General features: G+C 64.5%; 24 protein-coding genes. 14 read left to right on the forward strand and 10 right to left on the reverse strand.

What is annotated here, in order from left to right:
- Positions 1 to 77 precede the first annotated feature (77 nt).
- Entirely contained in the window at positions 78 to 1,463 is a 1,386-nt protein-coding gene (locus HU772_RS05390; RefSeq protein ID WP_186659188.1) for a lipase family protein, read from the forward strand.
- Here HU772_RS05390 and HU772_RS05395 read toward each other — a convergent pair.
- Both HU772_RS05395 and ygfZ read right to left on the reverse strand, forming a co-directional pair.
- Positions 1,406 to 2,212 carry an HDOD domain-containing protein gene (locus HU772_RS05395; protein ID WP_186659185.1) on the reverse strand — a complete coding sequence of 269 codons (807 nt, stop codon included), beginning with the start codon at positions 2,210 to 2,212 and terminating at the stop codon, positions 1,406 to 1,408. The genes HU772_RS05390 and HU772_RS05395 overlap by 58 nt on opposite strands.
- Before the next feature lie 55 nt (positions 2,213 to 2,267).
- On the reverse strand, positions 2,268 to 3,209 hold the full coding sequence (gene ygfZ / locus HU772_RS05400) for a CAF17-like 4Fe-4S cluster assembly/insertion protein YgfZ (RefSeq protein ID WP_186659182.1): 942 nt from the start codon (positions 3,207 to 3,209) through the stop codon (positions 2,268 to 2,270).
- Positions 3,210 to 3,342: 133 nt separating this feature from the next.
- On the opposite strand from ygfZ, the gene HU772_RS05405 reads away from it, so the two are divergent.
- Positions 3,343 to 3,597 carry an FAD assembly factor SdhE gene (locus HU772_RS05405; RefSeq protein ID WP_186659179.1) on the forward strand — a complete coding sequence of 85 codons (255 nt, stop codon included), beginning with the start codon at positions 3,343 to 3,345 and terminating at the stop codon, positions 3,595 to 3,597.
- Positions 3,581 to 4,036 (forward strand): protein YgfX, encoded by a 456-nt coding sequence (locus tag HU772_RS05410; RefSeq protein ID WP_186659176.1) that lies wholly within the window; start codon positions 3,581 to 3,583, stop codon positions 4,034 to 4,036. Before HU772_RS05405 ends, HU772_RS05410 begins: the two co-directional genes overlap by 17 nt.
- Before the next feature lie 40 nt (positions 4,037 to 4,076).
- Here HU772_RS05410 and nadB read toward each other — a convergent pair whose 3' ends face one another.
- Positions 4,077 to 5,684 (reverse strand): L-aspartate oxidase, encoded by a 1,608-nt coding sequence (gene nadB, locus HU772_RS05415; protein WP_186659173.1) that lies wholly within the window; start codon positions 5,682 to 5,684, stop codon positions 4,077 to 4,079.
- A 439-nt stretch (positions 5,685 to 6,123) separates the two neighbouring features.
- Between nadB and rpoE the strand changes: the two genes are divergently transcribed.
- The 10 genes from rpoE (at position 6,124) to pdxJ (ending at position 16,211) form a co-directional block, all read left to right on the forward strand.
- Positions 6,124 to 6,705: an RNA polymerase sigma factor RpoE/AlgU gene (rpoE, locus tag HU772_RS05420; protein WP_010220971.1), complete on the forward strand. Its 582-nt coding sequence runs from the start codon at positions 6,124 to 6,126 to the stop codon at positions 6,703 to 6,705.
- A 31-nt stretch (positions 6,706 to 6,736) separates the two neighbouring features.
- The gene (locus HU772_RS05425; protein WP_186659170.1) at positions 6,737 to 7,327 is read left to right on the forward strand and encodes a sigma-E factor negative regulatory protein; all 591 of its coding nucleotides are present in this window, start codon (positions 6,737 to 6,739) and stop codon (positions 7,325 to 7,327) included.
- Between the two features lie 12 nt (positions 7,328 to 7,339).
- A complete protein-coding gene (locus tag HU772_RS05430) occupies positions 7,340 to 8,305 on the forward strand; it encodes a MucB/RseB C-terminal domain-containing protein (RefSeq protein WP_186659167.1) in 966 nt (321 codons plus the stop codon).
- 200 nt (positions 8,306 to 8,505) lie between these two features.
- Complete coding sequence (locus HU772_RS05435; protein ID WP_437182425.1) at positions 8,506 to 9,906, forward strand: DegQ family serine endoprotease; 1,401 nt, start codon at positions 8,506 to 8,508, stop codon at positions 9,904 to 9,906.
- Positions 9,907 to 10,211: 305 nt separating this feature from the next.
- A complete protein-coding gene (gene lepA, locus HU772_RS05440) occupies positions 10,212 to 12,011 on the forward strand; it encodes a translation elongation factor 4 (RefSeq protein WP_186659162.1) in 1,800 nt (599 codons plus the stop codon).
- A gap of 5 nt (positions 12,012 to 12,016) precedes the next feature.
- Positions 12,017 to 12,871, forward strand: a complete 855-nt coding sequence (lepB, locus tag HU772_RS05445; protein ID WP_186659160.1) for a signal peptidase I — start codon at positions 12,017 to 12,019, stop codon at positions 12,869 to 12,871.
- 161 nt (positions 12,872 to 13,032) lie between these two features.
- Positions 13,033 to 13,722, forward strand: a complete 690-nt coding sequence (gene rnc, locus HU772_RS05450; protein ID WP_186659157.1) for a ribonuclease III — start codon at positions 13,033 to 13,035, stop codon at positions 13,720 to 13,722.
- Entirely contained in the window at positions 13,715 to 14,617 is a 903-nt protein-coding gene (gene era / locus HU772_RS05455) for a GTPase Era (protein WP_028690122.1), read from the forward strand. Before rnc ends, era begins: the two co-directional genes overlap by 8 nt.
- 125 nt (positions 14,618 to 14,742) lie before the next feature.
- On the forward strand, positions 14,743 to 15,426 hold the full coding sequence (gene recO, locus HU772_RS05460; RefSeq protein WP_186659154.1) for a DNA repair protein RecO: 684 nt from the start codon (positions 14,743 to 14,745) through the stop codon (positions 15,424 to 15,426).
- Positions 15,427 to 15,488: 62 nt separating this feature from the next.
- Positions 15,489 to 16,211 carry a pyridoxine 5'-phosphate synthase gene (gene pdxJ, locus HU772_RS05465; RefSeq protein WP_189664981.1) on the forward strand — a complete coding sequence of 241 codons (723 nt, stop codon included), beginning with the start codon at positions 15,489 to 15,491 and terminating at the stop codon, positions 16,209 to 16,211.
- Positions 16,212 to 16,327: 116 nt separating this feature from the next.
- Here the strand turns inward: pdxJ and HU772_RS05470 are convergent, their stop codons facing one another.
- The gene (locus HU772_RS05470) at positions 16,328 to 17,713 is read right to left on the reverse strand and encodes a heavy metal sensor histidine kinase (RefSeq protein WP_186659149.1); all 1,386 of its coding nucleotides are present in this window, start codon (positions 17,711 to 17,713) and stop codon (positions 16,328 to 16,330) included.
- Positions 17,710 to 18,384: a heavy metal response regulator transcription factor gene (locus HU772_RS05475; protein ID WP_186659146.1), complete on the reverse strand. Its 675-nt coding sequence runs from the start codon at positions 18,382 to 18,384 to the stop codon at positions 17,710 to 17,712. The genes HU772_RS05470 and HU772_RS05475 overlap by 4 nt, the downstream gene beginning before the upstream one ends.
- A gap of 258 nt (positions 18,385 to 18,642) precedes the next feature.
- On the opposite strand from HU772_RS05475, the gene HU772_RS05480 reads away from it, so the two are divergent.
- Positions 18,643 to 18,846: a hypothetical protein gene (locus HU772_RS05480; RefSeq protein ID WP_186659143.1), complete on the forward strand. Its 204-nt coding sequence runs from the start codon at positions 18,643 to 18,645 to the stop codon at positions 18,844 to 18,846.
- A 67-nt stretch (positions 18,847 to 18,913) separates the two neighbouring features.
- Here the strand turns inward: HU772_RS05480 and cmoB are convergent, their stop codons facing one another.
- The 5 genes from cmoB to HU772_RS05505 all read right to left on the reverse strand — a co-directional run bounded on the left by cmoB (position 18,914) and on the right by HU772_RS05505 (position 26,320).
- Entirely contained in the window at positions 18,914 to 19,870 is a 957-nt protein-coding gene (cmoB, locus tag HU772_RS05485; RefSeq protein ID WP_186659140.1) for a tRNA 5-methoxyuridine(34)/uridine 5-oxyacetic acid(34) synthase CmoB, read from the reverse strand.
- Positions 19,867 to 20,610, reverse strand: a complete 744-nt coding sequence (gene cmoA, locus HU772_RS05490) for a carboxy-S-adenosyl-L-methionine synthase CmoA (RefSeq protein WP_186659138.1) — start codon at positions 20,608 to 20,610, stop codon at positions 19,867 to 19,869. Before cmoA ends, cmoB begins: the two co-directional genes overlap by 4 nt.
- An 89-nt stretch (positions 20,611 to 20,699) precedes the next feature.
- Entirely contained in the window at positions 20,700 to 21,092 is a 393-nt protein-coding gene (locus tag HU772_RS05495) for a protease inhibitor I42 family protein (RefSeq protein WP_186659135.1), read from the reverse strand.
- 226 nt (positions 21,093 to 21,318) lie between these two features.
- Positions 21,319 to 23,739 (reverse strand): endopeptidase La, encoded by a 2,421-nt coding sequence (gene lon / locus HU772_RS05500; RefSeq protein WP_186659133.1) that lies wholly within the window; start codon positions 23,737 to 23,739, stop codon positions 21,319 to 21,321.
- A gap of 169 nt (positions 23,740 to 23,908) precedes the next feature.
- Entirely contained in the window at positions 23,909 to 26,320 is a 2,412-nt protein-coding gene (locus HU772_RS05505; RefSeq protein ID WP_186659130.1) for a glucose/quinate/shikimate family membrane-bound PQQ-dependent dehydrogenase, read from the reverse strand.
- Positions 26,321 to 26,336: the final 16 nt, after the last annotated feature.

Here is a 26,336-nt window from a genome sequence, read left to right on the forward strand (position 1 = left end):
CTGGCATTCTTGCCAGCTAGGCAGCTTCGCCTGACCAGCGGATGATCGCCACGCCGATGGAGAAAAGGACAGGGCGTATGCGCACCGCGCTAGGACGAATGCTGCGGGACTCGATCATGCTGGCTTCGGTCGGGCTGGTGTTGGTGGGCTGCATGGTGCGCCAAGACCAACCACCGACCGAAGACCCATTCTATTTCGTTGATGCCGAAGCGCTTGCTCTGGGTGAGCACGGTCGTCCGCTCAGGTACAGGCCGATCGCCCCGCCAGCGGGCCTGGAGGGCGCGGGGCAAAATACACTGATCATCTACAAATCCAGCAAGGACGATGCCCAGGGCACGCCAGTGGCGGTTTCTGCCATCCTGGCGTTGCCCAAGGGCGAGCCAGGCCCTGGCGGCTGGCCTGTGATCGCCTGGGCGCACGGGACCGTGGGCAGCGCCGATAAGTGCGCGCCGTCCATGGACAAGGCCGAGGATCCCGGCAGCGAGCCGTTGCGCCTGCACCAAGTCATCAACCGTTCACCGCACCCCATGCTCAACGCCTTTCTGGAGGCTGGATATGCCGTGGTCATGAGCGATTACGAGGGGCTTGGGACGGCAGGGCCGCATCCCTACCTGGATGGTGTTTCGCAAGCCCGGTCCATCCTGGATGCGGTGCGTGCCGCCCGCCAGTTGTCCATGGGCGAGCACGGCCAGGCGCGGTTGTCCACGCGTGTTGCCATCGTTGGCCATTCCCAGGGTGGTCAGGCTGCGTTGTTTGCCGCTCATCAGCAACCGGGCTGGACGCCTGAGCTGCACTTGGTCGGCGTCGCGGCAATTGCGCCGGCGTCGAAGCTGGAGATGTTGCAATACCTGCCTTCCGTGGCGGAGGACGACGCAGAGGCCAGGGCCAGCATGCCTTTTCTGGTACTGGTGATCCAAGGCGCGCTGCGTGCGCAGCCAGCGCTTGATCTCGACAGGATTTTCACCGCCAGGGGCAAGAGTATCTATCAACAGAGCGCCGATAGTCTGTGCCGAACCGAGCTGAGTGAGTCAGTCTGGGTTCAGCCGGGGCAGGGATTGTTCAGCGAAAAAATTCTGACGGTGCTGGATGCGCCGCTACGAGCGATGCATCCGAACCTGAAGATCGAGGCGCCGATTCGGCTGGCCCAGGCGGAACACGACAGCCGGGTCAGTGTCGGCAACACCCGGGAGCTGAAAGACCAGCTGAACGCTACCAATCAGGGCGATACCCCCGGTGTGCCGGTGTGCTACGAGGAATATGCCACGGTCGAAGCTGCCGATGATCCCCGTCTTGGCGATCACTTCGGCATTCTGAAGACCGACATCGCGCCGATGACCCGCTGGCTTGGGGAGCGCTTGCGCGGTGCGCCGCCGCGTGTCTGTGGTGTCGGCGAACAGGCGCGGGTTCAGCGCAACAGGCTGCGTGCGTCCAGCAATTCGGCGATATCCAGTTCGGTGCCATAGGGCAGCCCCAGGTGCCGATAGGCCGGCACTGCCGCCAGCGGCCGGCTGCGCCCGCGCTGGCTGATGCAGCGGGCGATCTGCACGATATCGATGTAGTCGATCTGGTCGGTGCGCCGGTCAAGGTCCTGCACCTGGCCGGGCAGGGTGATCAACTGCTCGGGAAATTCCCAGGCGCTGAGGATCTTGTCGCCCAGCACCGGCTGGATCTGCTCGATCACGTAGTGCAGGCAGACCGGGTCCGAGAGCAGCTCGTTATGTTCTTCGGCATAGATCAGCACTGGCAGGGCGCCGATCTGGTGCACCAGGCCGCCAAGGGTGGCCTGGTCGGGCTTGAGCTGGGTGTAGCGGCGGCACAGTTCATAGCTGATGCCCGCGACTTCCAGGCTGTTGGCCCAGATATCCCGTAACTTTTGTTCGACAGCCGGCGCCCGGGCATGGAAGATCTGCTCGATCACCAAGCCGATGGCCAGGTTGCAACTGTAGTTGATGCCCAGGCGGGTGATGGCCGTATGCAGGTCGGTGACTTCGACGGCGGCGCGCATCAGTGGGCTGTTGACCACCTTGATCAGGCGTGCCGACAGGGCCGCGTCGCGGCCGATCACCTTGCTCAGCGCGGATACGCTGATATCGCTGTCCTCGGCGGCTTCGCGGATGCTCAGGGCGACTTCCGGCAGGGTCGGCAGGACCAGGTCGTCCTTGTCGATGGCGGCGAGCAATTGCGCCTGGACCATTTCGGCCAGCTTGTTCATGAACGTCTCTACGGCAATGGTGGTGCGGCCCCGCCGTCATGGCGGGGCGGGCTGGTCAGCGCTGGATTTCCCGGTCGCGGTCCAGTTCGTAAGGCAAGTCGAGCAGTTGCAGGCGCGGGCCTTCCAGGCTGCCCAGGTGCAGGTTGTCATCGGCTACCGCCTCGGCGCTGAGCACCGCCAGCAGTTCGACGGCGTCGCCGGTGCTGGCGCCGAACACCACCTCGCCGACCGAGGAACCATGGGTCGGCGAGAAGATCTCGGCGCCCGGCTGGGGTACCGCTGTCTCGGCCAGCGCCAGGCGATACTGACGACGCTTGAGCTTGCCTAGGTACTGCATGCGCGCGACGATTTCCTGGCCGGTATAGCAGCCTTTCTTGAAGCTCACGCCGTCGACGGCCTGCAGGTTGATCATCTGCGGGATGAACAGCTCGCGCGTCGGGCCCATGACCTGGCCGATGCCGGCGCGCACCTGGCCGAGCAGCCAGTCGTTGAGCGTGCCCTCGGGCAGCGTGGCGGCCAGTTTCTCGTGCACCGCGGCAGCCTGGTCGGCAGGCACCCACAGTTCGACCCGACCGGCCGAGGCACGGACGGCAATCAGCCCATCATGACGGACGGTCGCGCCGGCCTCTTCCGCCACGCACAGGTTCAGCGCCTGCAGGGCGGCATCGCCCTGCTGCAGGCCGAAACGTGCCCAGGCGGCGCTGTCGTCGGTCAGCGTGGCCTTGGAGAACACCGCGTACTTCTTCAGGTCGGCCAACTGCGCCTCGAGCAGTTCGCTGGCCATGGCCAGCAGGTAGCCGTTGCCCTCGGGCAGGATGCGGAAACTCGACTGCATGCGGCCCTTGACCATGCAGCGGGCGCCAAGGCCGGCATGCTGGTCGCTGAGGTAATTGAGGTTGCAGGTCAGCTGGCCCTGCAGGAACTTGCCGGCGTCGGAGCCGCGGACGGCGAGGATGCCCTCATGGGAGAGGGAACAGAAGAAAGCGGAATCGGCCATGGGTCATCGCGGTAGCTAGAGACTGGCGGCCATCATAGAACGCCAGTAACAAAATAGGTAGGTGACTAGACCAACGCCTTGTGCCGCTTCGTACGCCGCGCGGTATACTGCGCGCCCACTCGAGGAGGGCCCCATGGTCGAACAAACTGAACTCAACCGGCTTTTCTGGCACAGCCGCCGTGGCATGCTGGAACTGGACGTGCTGCTGGTACCCTTCACCCAGGAAGTCTATCCGAGCCTGAGCGAAGCCGACCGCGAGCTGTACCGTCGCCTGCTGGCCTGTGAAGACCAGGACATGTTCGGCTGGTTCATGGAGCGCACCGAGTCGGAAGATCCGGAGCTGCAGCGGATGGTCCGCATCATCCTGGACCGTGTCCAGCCCAAGTGAAGTATTCGAGTGCCGTTGGCAGGGCTCGCGCCTGCTGCTGACGGCCTACCTTGCCGGCCAGGTGCTGGCGCTGTTGACGCTCGCTGTCGTCGCCTTGCCGGTCTGGCTGTGCGGCTTGTTGGTGATCGCTTGTCTGGCCCACGCCTGTTGGGTCGTTCCCCGTCGAATTCTGTTGACCCATCCCCAGGCCATTACCGGCTTGCGCCGAGACCCGCGTGGTTGGTGCCTTTACAGCCGCGCGGTGGGATGGCAGCCGGTAAGGTTGTGTCGTGACAGTGTGGCGCTGCCGGGGCTGGTGGTGTTGCGCTTCGTGCGCAAGGGGCGGTGGTGGAGCGAAGGGCAGTGCATCCCGGGGGATGCACTGGGGCATGAGCAGCATCGGCGCTTGCGGGTGCGGCTGAAATTCAGCCGGCGGCGTTGGGCCGAAGTGCCGGGGTGATGCGTCACCGCGGAGCCTGTTTCGCCAGCAAGGCTGGCGCCTACAGGGTGGGGGTGAGGACGGTGTCCACGGCTTCGGGCAGCATGCCTGGATAATCCAGGGTGTAATGCAACCCTCGGCTCTCCTTGCGCTGCATCGCCGAGCGGATCATCAATTCGGCCACCTGGGCCAGGTTGCGCAGCTCGATCAGGTCGCGGCTGACCTTGTAGTTGCTATAGAACTCGTCGATTTCGTCCAGCAGCAACCTCACTCGGTGCTCAGCGCGCTGCAGGCGTTTGCTGGTGCGCACGATGCCGACATAGTCCCACATGAATCGCCGTAGTTCGTCCCAGTTGTGCGCGATGATCACATCTTCGTCCGAGTCGGTGACCTGGCTCGCATCCCAGCAGGGCAGGGCGCGGGGCATGTTGACTTCACCAAGGTGCGCCTCGATGTCAGCGGCGGCGGCGCGGCCATACACAAAGCATTCGAGCAACGAGTTGCTGGCCATGCGGTTGGCGCCATGCAGGCCGGTAAAGCTGGTTTCGCCAATGGCGTACAAGCCGGGCACATCGGTGTGGCCGCGCTCGTCGACCATCACTCCGCCACAGGTGTAGTGGGCGGCGGGCACCACCGGGATCGGTTGGCGGGTGATGTCGATACCGAAGGTCAGGCAGCGCTCGTAGACCGTGGGGAAGTGGCTCTTGATGAAGTCGGCGGGCTTGTGGCTGATGTCCAGGTACACGCAGTCCACGCCCAGGCGCTTCATCTCGTGGTCGATGGCGCGGGCGACGATATCCCGTGGCGCCAGTTCCTCGCGAGGGTCGAAGCGCGGCATGAAACGCTCGCCATTGGGTAGGCGCAGCAGCGCGCCCTCGCCGCGCAGGGCCTCGGTGATCAGGAAGCTCTTGGCTTGCGGGTGGTACAGGCAGGTCGGGTGGAACTGGTTGAACTCAAGGTTGGCCACTCGACAGCCGGCACGCCAGGCCATGGCGATGCCGTCGCCGCAGGCCCCATCGGGGTTGCTGGTATAGAGGTAGACCTTGGCCGCGCCGCCAGTGGCCAGCACGGTGAAGCGAGCGCCGAAGGTGTCGACCTCGCCGCTGTTGCGGTTCAGCACATAGGCGCCCAGACAGCGTTCGCCGTCCAGGCCCAGGCGCCGCTCGGTAATCAGGTCGACCGCCACGTGTTGCTCCAGCAGTTCGATGTTCGGACGCTGGCGTGCCTGGTCGAGCAGGGTCTTGAAGATCGCCGCGCCAGTGGCGTCGGCGGCGTGGATGATGCGCCGGTGGCTGTGGCCGCCTTCGCGGGTGAGGTGGAATTCGAAACCGCCATCGTCGACGCTGTAGTGCTCGTCACGAGTGAACGGCACGCCCTGTTCGATCAGCCACTGGATGGCCTCGCGGCTGTGCTCGACGGTATAGCGCACGGCGTCTTCATGGCACAGACCGCCACCGGCGTTGAGGGTGTCCTCGACATGGGACTGCACGGTGTCGGTGTCGTCGAGCACCGCGGCGACGCCGCCCTGGGCCCAGAAGGTTGAACCGTTGGCCAGGTCGCCCTTGCTCAGCACGGCGATGCGCAGATGGCCGGGGAGGTTCAGTGCCAGGCTGAGACCGGCGGCACCACTGCCGATCACCAGGACATCATGTTGGAATTGTTGGCTCATGTCGGGACACTAGTAATCTTTGGAGGGGGCACGGCACAATAGTCGCGCGCAGATGGCACTGTGAAACTATCGTGAAAGCAGACCGGGATGCCTTTATAGCAGCCCCAGGTGCCTGATTTCCAATGGCGCTTGCGCGCGTGGCGACGATCTTTGTGGGAACTTTCCGATACCCCGGGAAATCCTATGAAGGCTGCCCGTACCTCACAGTTTGCCGAGGCGATGCAGGGCGGCAGCTCTATCTTGGGCTGACACCTGCGTACATGTAGACCAGATTATCGACGCAGCCGGCAGCGACCGCGCTGCGTCTTCCGTGCGAGCCGACCAAGGGCCGCAGGAAACTTGCTTGGAGGGGAGAACTTTTGCGCAAAGCCCGAGTCTATGGTTGCAAGCCTGAACGATGGCTGTTGCAACGCTCCTTCGAGACCACTGAGGAGTGTTCATGCTAACCCAGGAAGAGGATCAGCAGCTTGTCGAGCGCGTGCAGCGCGGCGACAGGCGAGCGTTCGATCTGTTGGTGCTGAAGTACCAGCACAAGATTCTCGGGTTGATCGTGCGTTTTGTCCACGACACCCATGAAGCGCAGGACGTGGCGCAGGAAGCCTTCATCAAGGCATACCGGGCGCTTGGGAATTTTCGCGGTGACAGTGCGTTCTACACCTGGCTGTACCGCATCGCCATCAACACGGCGAAGAACTACCTGGTATCCCGTGGAAGACGGCCACCAGACAGCGATGTGAGCTCCGAGGATGCGGAGTTTTACGACGGCGATCATGGTCTCAAGGATCTCGAGTCCCCAGAGCGCGCGTTGTTGCGGGATGAAATCGAAGGCACTGTCCATCGCACCATCCAGCAACTGCCGGAAGACCTGCGTACAGCATTGACGCTGCGCGAGTTCGATGGACTGAGTTACGAAGACATTGCCAGTGTCATGCAATGTCCGGTGGGTACCGTGCGCTCTCGAATCTTCCGCGCTCGGGAGGCCATAGACAAAGCCCTGCAACCGTTGTTGCAGGAAACCTGAGACAGCGGCGATAGCCAAGAGAGGAACCGCCATGAGTCGTGAAGCTTTGCAGGAATCGCTGTCCGCGGTGATGGATAACGAAGCGGACGAACTTGAACTGCGTCGCGTGCTGAATGCCGTCGACGACGCCGAAACCCGTGCCACCTGGTCGCGTTACCAGGTCGCGCGTGCCGCCATGCACAAGGAGCTGCTGCTGCCCAAGCTGGATATCGCCTCGGCGGTGTCCGCGGCGCTGGCTGACGAGGCCGTGCCGGCCAAGGTCAAGCAGGGTCCTTGGCGCAGCATTGGCCGCCTGGCCGTGGCCGCTTCGGTGACCGTTGCCGTGCTGGCCGGTGTGCGCTTCTACAACCAGGACGAGATCACGGGTGTCGAACTGGCCGCCCAGCAGCCTGCCCAGCAGGGGCTGAGCATGCCGCAGGCACAAGGCCCAGCCGTTTTGGCCGGCTATAGTGAAAGCAACGAGCAACCGACCGGGCCGATGGCCAACGGTGTGCTGCAGAACCAGGCCGGCTGGGATCAGCGTCTGCCAGGTTATCTGCGCCAGCACGCCCAGGAGTCCGCGCTGAAGGGCAACGAGACCGCGCTGCCTTACGCCCGCGCCGCCAGCCTGGAAAACCGCTAAGTAAGGAGGATCATGCGCGCGCTACCTCTCCTGTCGCTGCTGCTTGGCAGCAGCTTGACGGTGCAGGCACTGGCGGCCAACTCCTCGCCTGAGGCGAGCGAGTGGCTGAACAAGCTGGCACGGGCCGAACAGGCGCAGAGCTACCAAGGCGCCTTCGTCTACGAACGCAATGGCAGCTTTTCAACCCACGATATCTGGCATCGCGTCCAGGATGGCAAGGTCAGCGAGCGCTTGTTGCAGCTCGACGGCTCGGCCCAGGAAATCGTGCGGGTGGATGGCAAGGTGCAATGCGTCAGCGGCGACCTGGTCAGCGGTGTGGGCACGCCCCCCGACTCTGCGCCACGTGTGCTCGATCCCCTGAAACTGATGAGCTGGTACGACCTCAGCGTGGCAGGCAAGTCACGCGTCGCCGGGCGCGATGCGGTGATTGTCACGCTGACCCCGCGCGACCAGCATCGCTATGCCTTCGAAATGCACCTGGATCGCCGTACCGGCCTGCCATTGCGCTCGTTGATGCTCAACGACAAGGGGCAGCTGCTCGAGCGCTTCCAGATGACCCGCCTGGATACCGACACCCCGCCGACCGACGCCGACCTCAGCGCCAGCGCCGCCTGCAAACCGGTGGAGCGGGTCGCCCCGAGTACAACCGAAGCTGTTGCCGGCTGGCGTTCGGACTGGCTGCCACCGGGGTTCGAATTGGTCAACAGCTCGGTGCGTCGCGACCCTGCGCGCAAGAGCACGGTCAGCAGCCTGATGTACGACGATGGCCTGGCCCGGTTCTCGGTTTTCCTCGAGCCGATCGGCGGCGATGCCGGTACCGATACCCGTGCCCAGTTGGGGCCGACAGTGGCGGTTTCGCGCCACCTGAATACCCCCAAGGGCAAGGTGATGGTCACCGTGGTCGGCGAAATCCCGTTGGGTACCGCCGAGCGCGTGGCCCTGTCGATGCGGGCCCAGGATGCCCAGGCACGGCAATGATGGCTCGGCTCCTGACAGCTCTTGTTACACAGAGCTGACATGAAATTCAGGCATTGTCATTTGCAATCCTGCCGCAAATTTTCTATAGGTCAGGCTTCTCGGAGTCTGGCCTTTCCTGCGTCTGCGGGAACCTTACTGCTAACTACGCTCGTTGTGACGGGAGCCGTATGTCAATACCACGCTTGAAAACCTACCTATCGATGTTCGCCGCCGTGCTCATGCTCGGCCAGGTGCTCAGTGCCCAGGCCGAGGAGTCCCTGCCGGACTTCACCACCCTGGTCGAGCAGGCCTCGCCGGCGGTGGTCAACATCAGTACCAAGCAGAAGCTGCCGGACCGCCGCGTCGCCGCCGGGCAGATGCCCGACCTCGAAGGCCTGCCGCCGATGTTCCGCGAGTTCTTCGAGCGCAACATGCCACAGCAGCCGCGCTCGCCCCGTGGCGACCGTCAGCGTGAGGCCCAGTCGCTGGGTTCGGGCTTCATCATTTCCAGTGACGGCTATGTGCTGACCAACAACCATGTGGTCGCCGATGCCGACGAAATCATCGTCCGCCTGTCCGACCGCAGCGAGCTGCAGGCCAAGCTGGTTGGCACCGATCCGCGTACCGACGTGGCCCTGCTCAAGGTCGAAGGCAAGAACCTGCCGACGGTCAAACTGGGCGATTCCGAGAAGCTCAAGGTCGGTGAATGGGTACTGGCCATCGGCTCGCCGTTTGGCTTCGACCATTCGGTGACCAAGGGCATCGTCAGTGCCAAGGGCCGCACCCTGCCCAACGACACCTACGTGCCGTTCATCCAGACCGACGTGGCTATCAACCCAGGTAACTCCGGTGGCCCGCTGTTCAACATGAAAGGCGAGGTGGTGGGCATCAACTCGCAGATCTTCACCCGTTCCGGTGGCTTCATGGGCCTGTCGTTCGCCATCCCGATCGATGTGGCGATTGATGTGTCGAACCAGCTGAAGAAAGACGGCAAGGTCAGCCGCGGCTGGCTGGGCGTGGTGATCCAGGAGGTCAACAAGGACCTGGCCGAGTCGTTCGGCCTGGACAAGCCGGCCGGCGCGCTGGTGGCCCAGGTGCTGGAAGACGGCCCGGCGGCCAAGGGCGGCCTGCAGGTGGGCGATGTGATCCTGAGCATGAATGGCCAGCCGATCGTCATGTCCGCCGACCTGCCGCACCTGGTGGGCAGCCTCAAGGATGGCGCCAAGGCCAAGCTGGAGATCATCCGCAACGGCAAGCGCCAAAACCTCGACATCACCATTGGTGCGTTGCCTGAGGAAGATGCCGACATCGGCACCGGTGGCCAGGGCGGCGCCGAGCGCAGCAGCAACCGCCTGGGTGTTTCGGTGACCGACCTGAGCGCCGAGCAGAAGAAATCCCTGGAACTCAAGGGCGGCGTGGTCATCAAGGAAGTTCAGGATGGGCCGGCGGCGCTGATCGGCCTGCGTCCGGGCGATGTCATCAGCCACCTGAACAACCAGGCGATCGTCTCGGCCAAGCAGTTCACCGAAATCGCCAAGGAGTTGCCGAAGAACCGTTCGGTGTCCATGCGCGTGCTGCGTCAAGGGCGCGCCAGCTTCATCACCTTCAAACTGGCTGAATAAGCGCGTTGATCGGTAGGAAAAGGGCAGCTTCGGCTGCCTTTTTTCATGAGATTTCACAATTCTTTGTAGGAGCGGCCTTGTGTCGCGACCGGGCGCGCAGCGGCCGCAGAACGTCGCTACTGCTCGCAAGGTGCAGCGTACGCAGAAAATTTCGACCGCTGCGCGCCCGATCGCGGCACAAGGCCGCTCCTGCAGTGCGTAAGTGCCGCCGATAGAGGAATCTCCCATATCCCTCCGGCTTGAGGTACAATTCCCGGCTATTTTTCGGCGGGCGTCCGGCTCGCAGCCTTTTCGAGTGTTGACCCGTGAGTGATTTGAGTCATATCCGCAATTTCTCCATCATCGCCCACATCGACCATGGCAAGTCGACGCTGGCCGACCGTTTCATCCAGATGTGCGGTGGCCTGTCGGCGCGCGAAATGGAGGCCCAGGTCCTCGACTCCATGGACCTGGAGCGCGAACGCGGCATCACCATCAAGGCCCACAGCGTCACGCTCAACTACAAGGCGCAGGACGGCAAGGTCTACCAGCTGAATTTCATCGACACCCCCGGCCACGTCGACTTCACCTACGAAGTCTCGCGCTCGCTGGCGGCCTGTGAAGGCGCGCTGCTGGTGGTCGACGCCGGCCAAGGCGTCGAGGCCCAGTCCGTGGCCAACTGCTATACCGCCATCGAGCAGGGCCTGGAAGTCATGCCGGTCCTCAACAAGATGGACCTGCCCCAGGCCGACCCCGACCGCGTCAAGGACGAGATCGAGAAGATCATCGGCATCGACGCCACCGACGCCGTGGCCTGTAGCGCCAAGAGCGGCATGGGCGTGGACGAGGTGCTCGAGCGCCTGGTGCAGACCATTCCCGCGCCAGAGGGCGATATCGACGCGCCGCTGCAGGCGCTGATCATCGATTCCTGGTTCGACAACTACCTGGGCGTGGTCTCGCTGGTGCGTGTGCGCCATGGCCGCGTCAAGAAAGGCGACAAGATCCTGGTCAAGTCCACCGGCAAGGTGCACTTGGTCGACAGCGTCGGTGTGTTCACCCCGAAACACACCCAGACCGCTGATCTGAAAGCCGGTGAAGTAGGCTTCATCATCGCCAGCATCAAGGACATCCATGGCGCGCCGGTGGGCGACACCCTGACCCTGTCCAACACGCCTGAAGTCGAAGTGCTGCCGGGCTTCAAGAAGATCCAGCCGCAGGTCTACGCCGGCCTGTTCCCGGTCAGTTCCGACGACTTCGAGGACTTCCGCGACGCCCTGCAGAAGCTGACCCTGAACGATTCGTCGCTGCAATACATGCCGGAAAGCTCCGATGCCCTGGGCTTCGGCTTCCGCTGCGGCTTCCTCGGCATGCTGCACATGGAGATCATCCAGGAGCGCCTGGAGCGCGAATACGACCTGGACCTGATCACCACCGCACCTAGCGTGATCTACGAGCTCGAGCTCAAGACCGGCGAAACCATCGTCGTTGACAACCCGTCGAAGCTGCCGGACGTCTCGGCGGTCGCCGACTTCCGCGAGCCGATCGTCACCGCGACCATCCTGGTGCCGCAGGAGCACCTGGGCAACGTCATCACCCTGTGCATCGAGAAGCGTGGCGTGCAGCGCGACATGCAGTTCCTCGGCAGCCAGGTGCAGGTGCGCTACGACATGCCGATGAACGAGGTGGTGCTGGACTTCTTCGACCGCCTCAAGTCGACCAGCCGCGGCTACGCGTCGCTGGACTATCATTTCGACCGCTACCAGTCGGCCAACCTGGTCAAGCTGGACGTGTTGATCAACGGCGACAAGGTCGATGCCCTGGCCTTGATCGTGCACCGCGACAACGCGGCCTACAAAGGCCGTGCGTTGACCGAGAAGATGAAGGAACTGATCCCTCGGCAGATGTTCGACGTGGCGATCCAGGCAGCCATTGGCGGCCAGATCATCGCGCGGACGACCGTCAAGGCGCTCAGAAAGAACGTACTGGCCAAGTGCTACGGTGGTGACGTCAGCCGTAAGAAGAAACTGCTGGAGAAGCAGAAGGCCGGTAAGAAACGCATGAAACAGGTGGGCAACGTGGAAATTCCACAGGAAGCCTTCCTCGCCGTGCTCAGGTTGGATAGCTAGGTCCTATGTCGCTAAATTTCCCGCTGTTGCTCGTCATCGCCGTTGCCGTCTGCGGTCTGTTGGGTCTGCTCGACCTGCTGTTCCTGGCCCCGCGCCGGCGCGCGGCGATCGCCAACTACCAGGGCAGCGTCAGCCAGCCCGAACTGGCCGTGGTCGAACGCCTGAACAAGGAGCCGTTGCTGGTTGAATACGGCAAGTCGTTCTTCCCGGTGCTGTTCATCGTGCTGGTGTTGCGCTCGTTCCTGGTAGAGCCGTTCCAGATCCCCTCGGGTTCGATGAAACCGACGCTGGAAGTGGGCGATTTCATCCTGGTGAACAAGTTCTCCTACGGCATTCGCCTGCCGGTGATCGACAAGAAGGTCATCGAGGTCGGTGACCCGCAGCGCGGCGATGTGATGGTGTTCCGCTACCCCAGCGACCCGAACGTCAACTACATCAAGCGTGTGGTCGGCCTGCCGGGCGACGTGATCCGCTACACCAGCGACAAGCGCCTGTACGTCAATGGCCAGGCGATCGCCGAGCAGTTGGTCGGCAGCGAGCCGGGCACGCTGGGCAGCGCCGAGTTGTACAAGGAGAAACTCGGCGAGGCCGAGCACCTGATCCGCAAGGAAATGACCCGCTACCGCATGCCGCCGGACCAGCAATGGACCGTGCCGGCTGGTCACTACTTCATGATGGGTGACAACCGCGACAACTCCAACGACAGCCGTTTCTGGGACGATCCGAACATTCCCAAGGAACTGCACGGCATGGTTCCGGACCGGAACATCGTCGGCAAGGCGTTCGCGGTCTGGATGAGCTGGCCAGAGCCGAAACTCAGCCACTTCCCGAACCTGTCGCGGGTCGGGCTGATCAATTGAGTAACGACGGCGCTGTCCACGGACGGCGCCGCTTGCATTTATGACATAGGCTGTGTTCTCAGGGAGCGAGGGCTTTCGCCGTTGCCGGCGCAGGACCACAGTCAAACCGTCTTTCAGGATGTTGATTTGAACAACGCGTTGAACATTGCCGGGGTGGCTCCATGAGTGCTTCCCTCGATCGCCTGGAGCGCAAGCTCGGCTACACCTTCAAGAACCAGGACCAGATGCTGCTGGCCCTGACCCATCGCAGCTATGCCGGGCGCAATAACGAGCGCCTGGAATTCCTCGGCGATGCCATCCTCAATTTCGTGGTCGGCGAAGCGCTGTTCGAGCGCTTCCCGCAGGCCCGCGAGGGCCAGTTGTCGCGCCTGCGCGCCCGCCTGGTCAAGGGCGAGACCCTGGCCCGGCTGGCCCGCGGCTTCGATTTGGGCGAATACCTGCGCCTGGGCTCGGGCGAACTCAAGAGCGGCGGTTTCCGTCGCGAGTCGATCCTCGCCGACGCCCTCGAGGCGCTGATCGGCGCGATTTACCAGGACGCCGACATGCAGACCGCCCGCGAGCGCATCCTCGCCTGGCTGACCGACGAATTCGACGGCTTGACGCTGGTCGATACCAACAAAGACCCCAAGACCCGCCTGCAGGAGTTCCTGCAGTCGCGTGCCTGTGAGCTGCCGCGCTATGAAGTGGTGGATATCCAGGGCGAACCGCACTGCCGGACTTTCTTCGTCGAATGCGAAGTGGTCCTGCTGAACAAGAAAAGCCGTGGCCAGGGCGTCAGCCGGCGTATCGCCGAGCAGGTCGCCGCCGCCGCCGCATTGATCGCCCTGGGCGTGGAGAATGGCAATGACTGAGAACACTTCGACCCGCTGCGGCTATGTCGCCATCGTCGGTCGCCCCAACGTGGGCAAGTCCACGCTGCTCAACCACATCCTCGGGCAGAAGCTGGCGATTACCTCGCGCAAGCCGCAGACCACCCGCCACAACATGCTTGGCATCAAGACCGAGGGTGACGTGCAGGCGATCTACGTCGACACCCCCGGCATGCACAAGGCCAACGACAAGGCCCTGAACCGCTACATGAACCGCAATGCCTCGGCGGCCCTGAAGGACGTCGACGTGGTGATCTTCGTGGTCGACCGCACCAAGTGGACCGACGAGGATCAACTGGTGCTCGAGCGTGTGCAGTACGTGACCGGCCCGCTGATCATTGCGGTCAACAAGACCGACCGCATGGAAGAGAAGGCCGAGCTGATCCCGCACCTGCAATGGCTGCAGGAACAACTGCCGAATGCCGAAGTGATGCCGATTTCCGCGCAGCAGGGGCATAACCTCGAAGCCTTGGAAGCGCAGATCGCCAAGCACCTGCCGGAAAACGAGCACTTCTTCCCCGAAGACCAGATCACCGACCGCAGCAGCCGCTTCCTCGCCGCCGAACTGGTGCGCGAGAAGATCATGCGCCAGCTCGGCGCCGAGCTGCCGTACCAGATCACCGTGGAAATCGAGGAATTCAAGCAGCAGGGTCACGTGCTGCACATCCACGCGCTGATCCTGGTCGAGCGTGACGGGCAGAAGAAGATCATCATTGGCGACAAGGGCGAGCGTATCAAGCGCATCGGTTCCGAGGCGCGCAAGGACATGGAAGTGCTGTTCGACTCCAAGGTCATGCTCAACCTGTGGGTGAAGGTCAAGGGTGGCTGGTCCGACGACGAGCGCGCGCTGCGTTCGCTGGGTTACGGCGACCTGTAACAGTTCTTGATACAACCGGCGTTCCCTGTGGGAGCGGGCTTGCCCGCGAATGCGATGGTGGATTCACCGACGCTTTCGCGGGCAAGCCCGCTCCCACAGGTGTTTCTGGCATAGAGTGACTCATCATGGACCAACCCACCCCTCAACCCGCCTACGTCCTGCACAGCCGTGCCTACAAGGAAACCAGCGCGCTGGTGGACTTTCTCACGCCCCAAGGGCGGGTACGGGCGGTGTTGCGTCGGGCGCGGGGCAAGGGCGGTAGCCTGGTCAGGCCATTCGTGCCGCTTGAGGTGGAGCTGCGCGGGCGCGGCGAGCTGAAGAACGTCGGCCGCCTGGACAGCTCCGGCATTGCCGTCTGGCTGCATGGCGACGCACTGTTCAGCGGGCTTTACCTCAACGAGCTGTTGATGCGCCTGCTGCCCGCCGAGGCGCCGCATCCGGCGCTGTTCGAGCACTACACCTTGACCCTCCAGGCCCTGGCCGCGGGGCGTCCATTGGAGCCGCTGCTGCGCTCCTTCGAATGGCGCCTGCTGGACGAGCTGGGCTATGCCTTCGCCCTGGATCATGACGTCAATGATGCCCCGGTGGTCGTCGATGGCCTTTACCGGCTGCAGGTGGACGCTGGCCTGGAGCGGGTCGAGCTGTTTCAGCCAGGCTTGTTCCAAGGCGCCGAGCTGCTGGCCCTGGCCCAGGCCGACTGGGACGCCCCTGGCGCCTTGCTCGCGGCCAAGCGCCTGATGCGCCAGGCCTTGGCCGTGCATCTGGGGCCCAAGCCACTGGTCAGTCGGGAACTGTTTCGCAAGCGCTGAGCACGACGTATGCTGTGGCCCTCAATCTTCAGGAGTGCCCCTTCGTGACTCACAGCAACCGCATGCTTCTCGGCGTCAACATCGACCACGTGGCGACCCTGCGCCAGGCCCGGGGCACCCGCTATCCGGACCCGGTCAAGGCCGCGCTGGACGCCGAGGAAGCGGGTGCCGACGGCATTACCGTGCACCTGCGCGAAGACCGCCGGCACATCCAGGAGCGCGACGTGCTGCTGCTCAAGGATGTGCTGCAGACCCGCATGAACTTCGAAATGGGTGTCACCGAAGAGATGATGGTCTTCGCCGAGAGGATTCGTCCGGCGCATATCTGCCTGGTGCCGGAAACCCGTCAGGAGCTGACCACCGAAGGCGGCCTCGATGTGGCCGGCCAGGAAGCGCGGATCAAGGCGGCGGTCGAGCGCCTGTCGCGCACCGGTGCCGAAGTGTCGCTGTTCATCGATGCCGACGAGCGGCAGATCGAGGCCTCGCACCGCGTCGGCGCCCCGGCCATCGAGCTGCACACCGGGCGTTATGCCGATGCTCAGACGCCGGCCGAGGTGGCCGAGGAGCTCCAGCGCATCGTCGATGGCGTGGCGTTCGGTGTTGGCCAGGGGCTGATCGTCAATGCCGGCCATGGCCTGCACTACCACAACGTCGAGGCCGTCGCCGCGATCAAGGGCATCAACGAACTGAACATCGGCCACGCGCTGGTGGCCCATGCGTTGTTCGTCGGCTTCAAGGCGGCGGTGGCCGAGATGAAGGCGCTGATCGTCGCCGCTTCGCGCTGATCATCGATGGGCAGTGCCGGACTCTTCGCGGGTAAACCCGCTCCCACAGGTAGCACACAGGCCTTGAGACTGGTGAGTTCCCTGTGGGAGGCGAAGAGGCCGGTGTTGCCCGCGCATCATTCGGCCTGGAACACCAGGGTGAAGCGGGTCGGCCCTTCGGTCTGGCTGGATACTTCGACTCGCCCTCCATGCAGTTGCATGATCGACTTGACGATCGCCAGCCCCAGCCCGGTCCCGCCCTCCAGCCGTGAACGTCCGGCGCCTGCCCGGTAAAAGCGCTCGAACAGGTGTGGCAGGTGCGCCTGGCCAATCCCCGCGCCTTGGTTTTCTACCCACACGGCGATTTCGTTGCCCTGGCGCTCGATACCCACGGCCACCGGCTTGCCCTGCGGCCCATGGCGGATTGCATTGCTCAACAGGTTCGACAGCGCGCGCTGGAACATCAAGCGGTCCGCCAGCGCCGTGCCCCAGCCCTGCAAGTGCAAGGAAATCCCCTTGAGCTCGGCGCTGAACGCGAACAGTTCGCTGACCCGCGCCACTTCGTCGGCCAGCGTCACCGGCACCAGCGCCACCTGGGTCTGTGGCTGGCTGACCTGGGCGAGGAACAGCATGTCGTTGATGATGCGGTTGAGCCGAGTCAGCTCCTCGACGCTGTCTTCCAGTGCTTCGCGGTATTTGTCGCCATCGCGTTCGCGGGCCAGGGTAACCTGGGCCTTGCCCATCAGGTTGCCGATCGGCGTACGCAGCTCATGGGCCAGGTCGTCGGAAAACTGCGACAGCTGGCGCACGCCCTGATCGAGGCGGTCGAGCATCACATTGATGGCCCGGGCCAGCTCGGCCAGCTCCACTGGCAGGCCACTGTCGGGCAGGCGGTGTGCCAGGTCCTGGGCCGAGACTTGCCCGGCGATCCGGCGAAAGTGCCGCAGTGGTCGCAGGCCGCGTTGCACCAGCTTCCAGGCGGCGATGCCGATCAGCAGCAGCAACAGCGGCAGGGCCAGCAAGGTCGAGTGCAGGTAGGCCTGCAACAGGCTGTTGTCGTCGCTGCGATTGAGCGACATCAGGACCTTGACCGGGGTGTCGTCGCGCAGGCGCATCAGACGGCTGGCGGTGAGGATCTGGTTGTCCTCGCCGTCGCGCCAGGCGTGAAAGGTCAGCCGGTTGTCGGCTTCCAGGCTCAGCAAGTGTTGCGACGGCAACGCCGGACCAAGGCTAAGCAGGGCTGGATGGCGGCCGTTGACCGCCAGCACGCTGAGGCTGAGGTTGTCATGGCCCATGACCAGGTCGAGCAGCGGGTGGGCGCGGGCGCTCAGGTCGTCGCTGCGCAGGTCGACCCGCAGGTTGTGCTCGACCTGCTGCATCTTGCGCGCCAGGTCCTTGCGTGCGCGGCTGTCCAGTTCGTGGTCGAGGGCGAATACCGCCAGGGTGGCGAGCAGCAGCACCAGCGCGGCGCCCAGCAGGGTGACGGTCAGGCCCAGGCGCAGCGACAGGCTCGCGCGTTTCACACGCGGGCCTCGAGCACATAGCCGACACCGCGCAAGGTGTGGATCAGCTTGTCCTCGAACGGGTCGTCGATCTTCGCCCGCAGGCGGCGGATCGACACCTCCACCACATTGGTGTCGCAGTCGAAGTTCATGTCCCACACCAGCGAGATGATCTGTGTGCGCGACAGCACCTCGCCGCTCTGGCGCATCAGCAGGTGCAGCAGGGCGAATTCCTTGGCGGTCAGGTCGATGCGCTGGCCGCCGCGCCAGGCCCGATGGCGGCCGGGGTCGAGCTCGAGGTCAGCGACTTTCAGCGTGTTGGGTTGCAGGCGTTGGTCGTTGCGCCGCAGCAGGCTGCGGATGCGCGCCAGCAGCTCGGGGAACTCGAAGGGCTTGAGCAGGTAGTCGTCGGCGCCCAGGTCCAGGCCCTTGACCCGATCGGCCAGGCGACCGTGGGCGGTGAGCATCATGATCCGCGTGGAGGACTCGGCGCGCAGGCGTTGCAGTACGCTCCAGCCGTCCAGCTCGGGCAGGTTGACGTCGAGGATCACCAGGTCGTAGGGCTGCTGGCGGGCCAGGTGCAGGCCGTCGGTGCCGGTATGGGCGCAATCGACCACGTAGCCGTTCTCGCGCAGGCCTTGCTGCAGGTAGTCGGCGGTGCGGGGTTCGTCCTCGATGATCAGTAGGCGCATGCTCGGGCTCGGTTCGATGAAAGGGGGCGATTCTCGACCCTGTAGTGACATCAGGGTCAAGCGGCGAGAATGTTACTGGATGCGAATGGGCAAACGGTGGGGATTGCCGATTTGTAATGTACGGGTCATCTGAATGACAGGGCCGCCGCGTTCGCCAGCCAGGCTGACCTTGCAGCACTGTAATGTCTGGCTCACCTTGTCGTTAGCTGCGCCTTGTCATGCTGGCCCTGTCGATACGGTTATCACGAGGCAAGCACGATGAACCTGAGCAAATACCTGCTGCTGGCGATCCTCGCCCTGGGCAGCACCAGCGTTTTCGCCGAGGGTGGCGCCGAGCGCTCCAAGCAGTTCTGGCAAGCGTTCCGCGACGATCAGGCACGCCTGCATGGCGACAAGCAGCAAGCGCTGGCCGAGCGCGAGCGCAAGGCCGAAGAGAAGGCCCGCGAGGTGGCCAAGGATTGAGTCACACCCCTGCGCCGCGACAGCTCCACGGCGCAGGTGGCTTCGGGCGCCCCTGCGGGCGCCTTTTTTATTTGCGCGCCAGCAGCGTGGCGCGGCGCGGTGCCGGCAGGCCTTCGATGGTCTTGGCGTGGTCGGCGGGGTCGAGGAAATCGCCGAGGGACTGGTAGCGCATCCACTCGGTGCTGCGTTGTTCCTCGACGCTGGTGACGCTGACATCGACGCAGCGCACATCGCTGAAGCCGGCGCGGCGCAACCAGCGTTCCAGCGCCGGCACCGAGGGCAGGAACCACACATTGCGCATCTGCGCGTAGCGGTCTTCGGGCACCAGCACCTGGTTTTCGTCACCTTCGATCACCAGGGTCTCCAGCACCAGCTCGCCGCCCTTGACCAAGCAGTCCTTGAGCGCCAGCAGGTGCTCGATGGGCGAGCGACGGTGGTAGAACACGCCCATGGAGAACACCGTGTCGAAGCCTTCGAGGTTGGCTGGCAGCTCTTCCAGGGCGAACGGCAGGTGCCAGGCCGGCAGCTCAGGCAGGTACTGCTGTACCGCCTGGAACTGGCAGAAGAACAGCCAGTTGGGGTCGACACCGATGACCATGTCGGCGCCGGCGCCGAGCATGCGCCACTGGTAGTAGCCATTGCCGCAACCGACATCGAGCACGCGCTTGCCCTTGAGGTCCAGGTGCGGGCCAACCCGCGACCATTTCCAGTCCGAGCGCCATTCGGTGTCGACATGCACGCCGAACAGCTCGAACGGGCCCTTGCGCCAGGGCGACAGGCCCATCAGCGCCTGGCGTACCTGCGCGCGGGTGGCGTCGTCGCAGGCGCAGTCCAGGCGCAGGCCATCGACCAGGTCGATCTCGCTGGGCGTCAGGCGTGGTAGCGCCTCGAGGGCGCCGCGCCAGCGATCTAGGTCACCGTGGCCCTTTTCCAGCTTGGCGTCGAGTTGCGCCTGCAGGCCCAGGGACCAGGTGGCAAGGGGCGTGCCCGCCAGGCGGCGGACGAGGGGAGACAGATCGATCATGGCAGGGCTATCAGCGAGGCGAAGTTGAGGCATTGGAACCAGGGCACCACTTTGGAGAACCCGGCGGCGCGCAGGCGCTGCTGGTGGGTTTCCAGGGTGTCGGGCTTCATCACGTGCTCGATGGCGCTGCGTTTCTGGGCGATTTCCAGTTCGCTGTAGCCATTGGCGCGCTTGAAGTCCAAGTGCAGGTCGTTGAGCAGTTGCTGTTGCTGGTCGTCGGCGAAGCGCAGCTTTTCCGAGAGGATCAGCGCGCCACCGGGCAACAGGGCCTGGCGGATGCGCCCGAGCAGTTCGAGACGTTGTTCGGGGGCGATGAACTGCAGGGTGAAATTCATCGCCACCACCGAAGCCGGCTCGAAGGGCAGGCTGAGGATGTCGGCTTCGACCACCTGCACCGGTAGCAACTCCTGGAACATCGAGTCCTGGGCGGTGAGGTACTGGCGGCAGCGCTCGACCATGGCCGCGGAGTTGTCCACCGCGATCACCCGGCAGCCGTCGCTGCGCACGTGGCGGCGCAGGGCCTGGCTCACCGCGCCCAGCGAGGCGCCGAGGTCGTACAGCGCCGAATGCGGTTGGGCGAAGCGCGCGGCCAGCACGCCAAGGTTCTCGACGATGGTCGGGTAACCGGGCACCGAGCGCTTGATCATGTCCGGGAAGACCTGCACCACATCTTCGTTGAAGACGAAGTCGGGCACCTGCTCCAGGGGTTGGGCGAATAGGCGGTCGGGTTGTTTGCTCACGGTGGGTCCAGGCGGCTGGCAATCTACAGGGGCGGCATTCTAGCCAAACCGCGGCCTGCTTGCATGACTCGCTGACCGGCGCCGCCGACTCACTTCACCTGGATGGCGCAATCGAAGGTCTGCACCGGGCGCACTTCCGGGGCCCAGGGCTGCTGGTAGACCAGGATCAGGTGGCCCTCGCCCGCGGCCTTGGCCTGGAAGCGCCAGGTGGACAGCCCGCCGCTGCCGACGATGCCGGCTTGCTCCGGGGAGCTGTACACCTCGGGGCCGAGGCTGCGCAGGATTTCCGAGGCGGGGTTTTGCACCAGCCAGCGGTAGCCGGTGGTGGGGTTGCTGGGCAGGGTGAGGGTCATGCTTTGGCCGACGACCAGGCGCTTGGGGCATTCGCTTTCGCCGTCGAGTTCGACGGTGCGTTGCGGCTGCTGGGCGCAGGCGGCGAGCAGGGCAAGGCTCAGGGGAACGAGTAGACGAGGGGCGGACATGGTGGCTCCTGAGGCTGAAGTGGCCTGAGGATAACCGATGCAGATGGAAGTTTGTGATGGCAGTGTTGGCGTCTCATTGCCATGCACGATCCCTGTAGGAGCGGCCTTGCGTCGCGAAAGGGGGGCGAAGCACCCCCAGGGTCTCTGGCCTACTTTGAGATAGCCGGGGCCGCTGTGCGGCCCTATCGCGACACAAGGCCGCTCCTACAGTGGCCCGGCTGGGCGGTCAGAACAGCACTTTCGCCACGTCGGCAAAGCGCTTGGCGAAATGCACGGTCAAGCCGTCCTTCAGGTACTCGGGCAGCTCGGTGAAGTCACCACGGTTGGCCTCCGGCAGGATCAGCTCGAAGATCTTCTGCCGCCGCGCGGCGATCACTTTCTCGCGCACCCCGCCAATCGGCAGCACCTGGCCGGTCAGGGTCAGCTCGCCGGTCATGGCCACGCCTTTCTTCGGCGCCTGGTCACGGGCCAGGGACAGCAGGGCGCTGGCCATGGTTACCCCGGCGCTGGGGCCGTCCTTGGGCGTGGCGCCCTCGGGTACGTGCAGGTGAATGAAGGCCTCGTTGAAGTAACCCGGCGTGCCGCCGAACTGCTTGAGGTTCGAGCTGATGTAGCTGTAGGCGATCTCCGCCGATTCCTTCATCACATCCCCCAACTGCCCGGTGAGCTTGAGGCCGCGGTTCAGGCTGTGGATGTGCGTGGCCTCGATCGGCAGGGTTGCGCCACCCATGCTGGTCCAGGCCAGCCCGGTGATCACGCCCTTGCCGGCCAGCACCTGTTCGCTGCGGAACACCGGCATGCCCAGGGCGGGCTCGAGGTCCTTGGCGGCGATCTTGAGCTTGGCGTCGGGGTCCTCCAGCAGCTTAACCACCGACTTGCGCACCAGCTTGCCCAGCTGTTTCTCCAGCTGGCGCACCCCGGCTTCGCGGGCGTAACCCTCGATCACCGCGCGCAGGGCGGCGTCGTTGATGCTCAGGCTGGTCTTGGCCACGCCGGCCTTGTCCAGCTGCTTGGGCCACAGGTGGCGCTTGGCGATGGCCAGCTTCTCTTCGGTGATGTAGCCGGACAGGCGAATCACTTCCATGCGGTCGAGCAAGGGGCCTGGGATCGAGTCGAGGGTGTTGGCGGTGCAGACGAACAGCACCTTGGACAGGTCCAGGCGCAGGTCCAGGTAGTGGTCGAGGAAGTCGACGTTCTGCTCAGGGTCGAGGGTTTCCAGCAGTGCCGAGGCGGGGTCGCCCTGGTAGCTCTGGCCCATCTTGTCGATCTCGTCGAGCATGATCACCGGGTTCATCACCTCGACCTCCTTCAGCGCCTGCACCAGCTTGCCTGGTTGGGCGCCGATGTAGGTGCGGCGGTGGCCCTTGATCTCGGCCTCGTCGCGCATGCCGCCGACGCTGAAGCGGTAGAACGGCCGGCCGAGGGACTCGGCGATGGATTTGCCGATGCTGGTCTTGCCCACTCCGGGCGGGCCCACCAGCAGCACGATCGAGCCGCTGATCTCGCCTTTCCAGGCGCCGACGGCGAGGAATTCGAGGATGCGTTCCTTGATGTCGTCGAGGCCGGCGTGGTGGCGGTCGAGCACCTTGCGCGCGTGCTTGAGGTCGAGCTTGTCCTTGCCGTACACGCCCCAGGGCAGGGCGGTGGCCCAGTCCAGGTAGTTGCGGGTGACGGCGTACTCCGGCGAGCCGGTCTCGAGGATGGCCAGCTTGCCCAGCTCTTCGTCGATGCGTTTTTGCGCCTGCTCGGGCAGGGTCTTGCCTTGCAGGCGCTGCTCGAACTGCTCGAGGTCGGCGCTGCGGTCGTCCTTGGTCAGGCCGAGTTCCTGCTGGATGACCTTGAGTTGTTCCTTGAGGAAGAACTCGCGCTGATGTTCGCCGATCTGTCGGTTAACTTCCGCGGAAATTTCATTCTGCAGGCGTGCGACCTCGACTTCCTTGCGCAGCATCGGCAGGACTTTTTCCATGCGCTTGAGCATGGGCACACAGTCGAGCACTTCCTGCAGCTGGTTGCCGGTGGCGGAGGTCAGGGCGGCGGCGAAGTCGGTCAGTGGCGATGGATCGTTGGGGCTGAAGCGATTGAGATAGTTCTTCAGCTCTTCGCTGTACAGGGGGTTGAGCGGTAGCAGTTCCTTGATCGCATTGATCAGCGCCATGCCATAGGCCTTCACCTCGTCGGTGGGCTCGGCGGGCTGGCGCGGGTACTCGACCTCGACCAGGTACGGCGGGCGATGGTGCTTGAGCCAGGTGCGTATACGCACCCGGGTCAGGCCCTGGGCGACGAACTGCAGCTTGCCGCCTTCGCGGCTGGCGTGGTGCACCTTCACCAGGGTGCCGTACTCGGGCAGGGCATTGGTGTCGAAGTGGCGGTGGTCTTCCGGCGGGGTGTCCATGAAGAACAAGGCCAAGGAGTGATGCGGGGTCTTGGCGACCAGGTCGAGGGTTTCGGCCCAGGGTTCTTCGTTGACGATCACCGGCAGCACTTGCGCGGGGAAGAATGGGCGGTTGTGGATCGGGATCACGTAGACCTTGTCCGGCAGTTGCTGGCCGGGCAGGGCGAGGTGGTGGCCGGGTTCGGCCGCTGGATCGAGGTGTTCGACTTCGCTGTGGTCGTCGGGGTGTTCCGGGAAATCCTGCTGGTCGCTCATGGGGCACCTGCGTGAATGGCTATGGTGCTTAGATGGGGCGGGGGAGGATGGGTTTCAAGCATTGAGCTTCGAGCCACAAGCTTCAAGCTGCAAGCTGCAAGAGAAAAGCGCGACCGGACTGGTTCGACGTTCTCTTGCAGCTTGAGGCTTGCAGCTTGCAGCTTGAGGCTTACTCAGCCAATTTGTAAGCGATGATGTAGTCGCCCATCTTGGTGCCCAGCGAGCCATGGCCGCCGGCGGTCACCAGCACGTACTGCTTGCCATCCTTGCCGGTGTAGCTCATCGGCGTGGCCTGGCCACCAGCGGGCAGGCGGCCTTTCCACAGCTCCTTGCCGTTGCTGGTGTCGTAGGCGCGCAGGTACTGGTCCAGGGTGCCGCTGAGGAAGCCCACGCCACCGGCGGTGACCATCGAACCGCCCATGCTCGGCACGCCCACCGGCATGCCGATCGGCACCGGGGTGCTGTCACGGGTGGTGCCGTTCTTGTGCTTCCACACGACCTTGTTGGTGAACAGGTCGATGGCCGCCACATAGCCCCAGGCTGGCGCCTGGCATGGGATGCCGATCGGCGACATGAACGGGTGCATGGTCACTGCGTACGGCGCGCCGGTGTTCGGCTGCACGCCGCTGGTCTCGCTTTCGCGCTTGCTGCCTTCAGCGACCTGCTCGCGAGGGATCATCTTCGACACGAAGGCCATGTAGTTCGGCGAAGTGAACAGCAGCTGGCGCACCGGGTCGACCGATACGCTGCCCCAGTTGAACACGCCGACGTTACCCGGGTAGATCAGGCTGCCCTGCTCGGATGGTGGGGTGTACTGGCCTTCGTAGCGCAGGCTGCGGAACTGGATGCGGCAGAGCATCTGGTCGAACGGCGTGGCGCCCCACATGGCCTGTTCGGTCAGCTCTGGGCCGAGCAGGTTGAGGTCGGAGCGGGCCTGGGTTGGCGCGGTGTGGTCACCTTTGACCGCGCCCTGCGGGACCGGAATCTCGCGGATCGGCACGATCGGCGTGCCGTCGCGACGATCGAGCACGTACAGGCTGCCCTGCTTGGTCGGCACGATGACCGCCGGCTTGACGCCGTCGTCGGTCTTCAGGTGGACCAGGGTCGGCTGGCTGCCGACGTCCATGTCCCACAGGTCGTGGTGGGTGAACTGGTAGTTCCAGCGCGCCTTGCCGGTGGCCAGGTCGAGGGCGACGATGCCGGCGCTGTACTTCTCCGCGCCCGGGGTGCGGTCGGCGCCCCACTGGTCCGGGGTCTGGTTGCCCAGCGGCAGGTAGATCATGCCGAGGTCTTCGTCGACGCTGGCGATCGACCACATGTTGGCCGAGTTGCGGCTGTACTGCTTGCCGTCGGCCAGGGGCTTGGTGTCGTCCGGGTTGTTGCTGTCCCAGTTCCACACCAGGTGGCCGTCGTGCACGTCGTAGGCGCGGATCACGCCCGAGGGCTCGTTGGTCGACTCGTTGTCGGTGACATGGCCGCCGATGATCACCAGGTCACGGGTGATCGCCGCTGGCGAGGTGGAATAGTAGCCACCGGCGGTGAACGGGCCGATGCCACGGGTCAGATCGATCACGCCCTGGTTGGCGAAGCCTTCGCAGACCTTGCCGGTGTCGGCGTTGATGGCGATCAGGCGGGCGTCGGCGGTGGGCAGGTAGAGGCGGCGTGGGCACGCCTGGGCCACGGCCTGGCCAGCGTCGGTGATCTTCGGCGCGGGACTGCCATCACGGCTGACGTAGTTGTTCTCGTCATAGTACGAGACACCGCGGCAGGTCATGTGGGCGAAGCCCTTGAAGGTGCCCACCGGGCTCTTGACCTGCGGGTCGAAGCGCCAGATTTCGGCGCCGGTGTCCGGGTCCAGGGCCAGCACCTTGCTGTGGGCGGTGCAGGCGTAGAGCATGCCGTTGACCTTCAGCGGGGTGTTCTGGTTGGTCAGCTCCACCGGGTCGTTTTCGGTCGGCAGGTCACCGGTGCGGATGCGCCAGGCTTCTTCCAGGCGGTAGGCGTTCTGTGGGGTGATCTGGCGCAGCGGCGAGTAGCGGTCACCATGCTCGGTGCGGCCGTAGGCCTGCCATTCGCCGTCGGGCATCGACGGCGCGGCGCTGGCCATCTCGCTGCTGTCGCGGCCCAGTTCGCCGAACACTTCGCCCGGGTGAGTGAACTGGCTGCCCACGGCGCTGGCGCCGGAGGCGACCACGGCGACGCTGAGCAGCGCGGTGTTGATTTTCGCGGCCGGGCCTACCAGCGGGCGACGCGCCCACGGCAGCAGCAGGACCACGCCGATGGCGAACCAGATGGCCAGGCGTGGCACCAGTTGCCACCAGTCCAGGCCGACTTCCAGCAGCGCCCAGACCGTGCTGCCCAGCAGCACCAGGCCGTACAGGCCCAGGGCGATGCGACGCATGGCCAGCAGCAGGATGCCGGACAGGGCGAAGCCGATACCGGCGATCAGGTAGTAAAGCGAACCACCCAGCTGGCTCAGCTTGATGCCGCCGGCCAGCAGGGCCAGGCCCATCAGCAGCAGCAACACGCCCATCAGGCGCGGTAGCCAGCGGGTTCCATTCTTGGCACCGTCAGTGCTCATCGTCTGTTCTCCGTCG

It is taken from the genome of Pseudomonas xantholysinigenes, assembly GCF_014268885.2.
Classification (GTDB): Bacteria; Pseudomonadota; Gammaproteobacteria; order Pseudomonadales; family Pseudomonadaceae; genus Aquipseudomonas; species Aquipseudomonas xantholysinigenes.

Bases quoted from the DNA above. Each gene is read 5' to 3' on its own strand.
- HU772_RS05390 (WP_186659188.1), top strand. From the start codon at position 78: ATGCGCACCGCGCTAGGACGAATGCTGCGGGACTCGATCATGCTGGCT.
- HU772_RS05395 (WP_186659185.1), bottom strand. From the start codon at position 2,212: ATGAACAAGCTGGCCGAAATGGTCCAGGCGCAATTGCTCGCCGCCATC.
- ygfZ (WP_186659182.1), bottom strand. From the start codon at position 3,209: ATGGCCGATTCCGCTTTCTTCTGTTCCCTCTCCCATGAGGGCATCCTC.
- HU772_RS05405 (WP_186659179.1), top strand. From the start codon at position 3,343: ATGGTCGAACAAACTGAACTCAACCGGCTTTTCTGGCACAGCCGCCGT.
- nadB (WP_186659173.1), bottom strand. From the start codon at position 5,684: ATGAGCCAACAATTCCAACATGATGTCCTGGTGATCGGCAGTGGTGCC.
- rpoE (WP_010220971.1), top strand. From the start codon at position 6,124: ATGCTAACCCAGGAAGAGGATCAGCAGCTTGTCGAGCGCGTGCAGCGC.
- HU772_RS05425 (WP_186659170.1), top strand. From the start codon at position 6,737: ATGAGTCGTGAAGCTTTGCAGGAATCGCTGTCCGCGGTGATGGATAAC.
- HU772_RS05430 (WP_186659167.1), top strand. From the start codon at position 7,340: ATGCGCGCGCTACCTCTCCTGTCGCTGCTGCTTGGCAGCAGCTTGACG.
- HU772_RS05435 (WP_437182425.1), top strand. From the start codon at position 8,506: ATGTTCGCCGCCGTGCTCATGCTCGGCCAGGTGCTCAGTGCCCAGGCC.
- lepB (WP_186659160.1), top strand. From the start codon at position 12,017: ATGTCGCTAAATTTCCCGCTGTTGCTCGTCATCGCCGTTGCCGTCTGC.
- rnc (WP_186659157.1), top strand. From the start codon at position 13,033: ATGAGTGCTTCCCTCGATCGCCTGGAGCGCAAGCTCGGCTACACCTTC.
- era (WP_028690122.1), top strand. From the start codon at position 13,715: ATGACTGAGAACACTTCGACCCGCTGCGGCTATGTCGCCATCGTCGGT.
- recO (WP_186659154.1), top strand. From the start codon at position 14,743: ATGGACCAACCCACCCCTCAACCCGCCTACGTCCTGCACAGCCGTGCC.
- pdxJ (WP_189664981.1), top strand. From the start codon at position 15,489: ATGCTTCTCGGCGTCAACATCGACCACGTGGCGACCCTGCGCCAGGCC.
- HU772_RS05475 (WP_186659146.1), bottom strand. From the start codon at position 18,384: ATGCGCCTACTGATCATCGAGGACGAACCCCGCACCGCCGACTACCTG.
- HU772_RS05480 (WP_186659143.1), top strand. From the start codon at position 18,643: ATGAACCTGAGCAAATACCTGCTGCTGGCGATCCTCGCCCTGGGCAGC.
- cmoB (WP_186659140.1), bottom strand. From the start codon at position 19,870: ATGATCGATCTGTCTCCCCTCGTCCGCCGCCTGGCGGGCACGCCCCTT.
- HU772_RS05495 (WP_186659135.1), bottom strand. From the start codon at position 21,092: ATGTCCGCCCCTCGTCTACTCGTTCCCCTGAGCCTTGCCCTGCTCGCC.
- lon (WP_186659133.1), bottom strand. From the start codon at position 23,739: ATGAGCGACCAGCAGGATTTCCCGGAACACCCCGACGACCACAGCGAA.
- HU772_RS05505 (WP_186659130.1), bottom strand. From the start codon at position 26,320: ATGAGCACTGACGGTGCCAAGAATGGAACCCGCTGGCTACCGCGCCTG.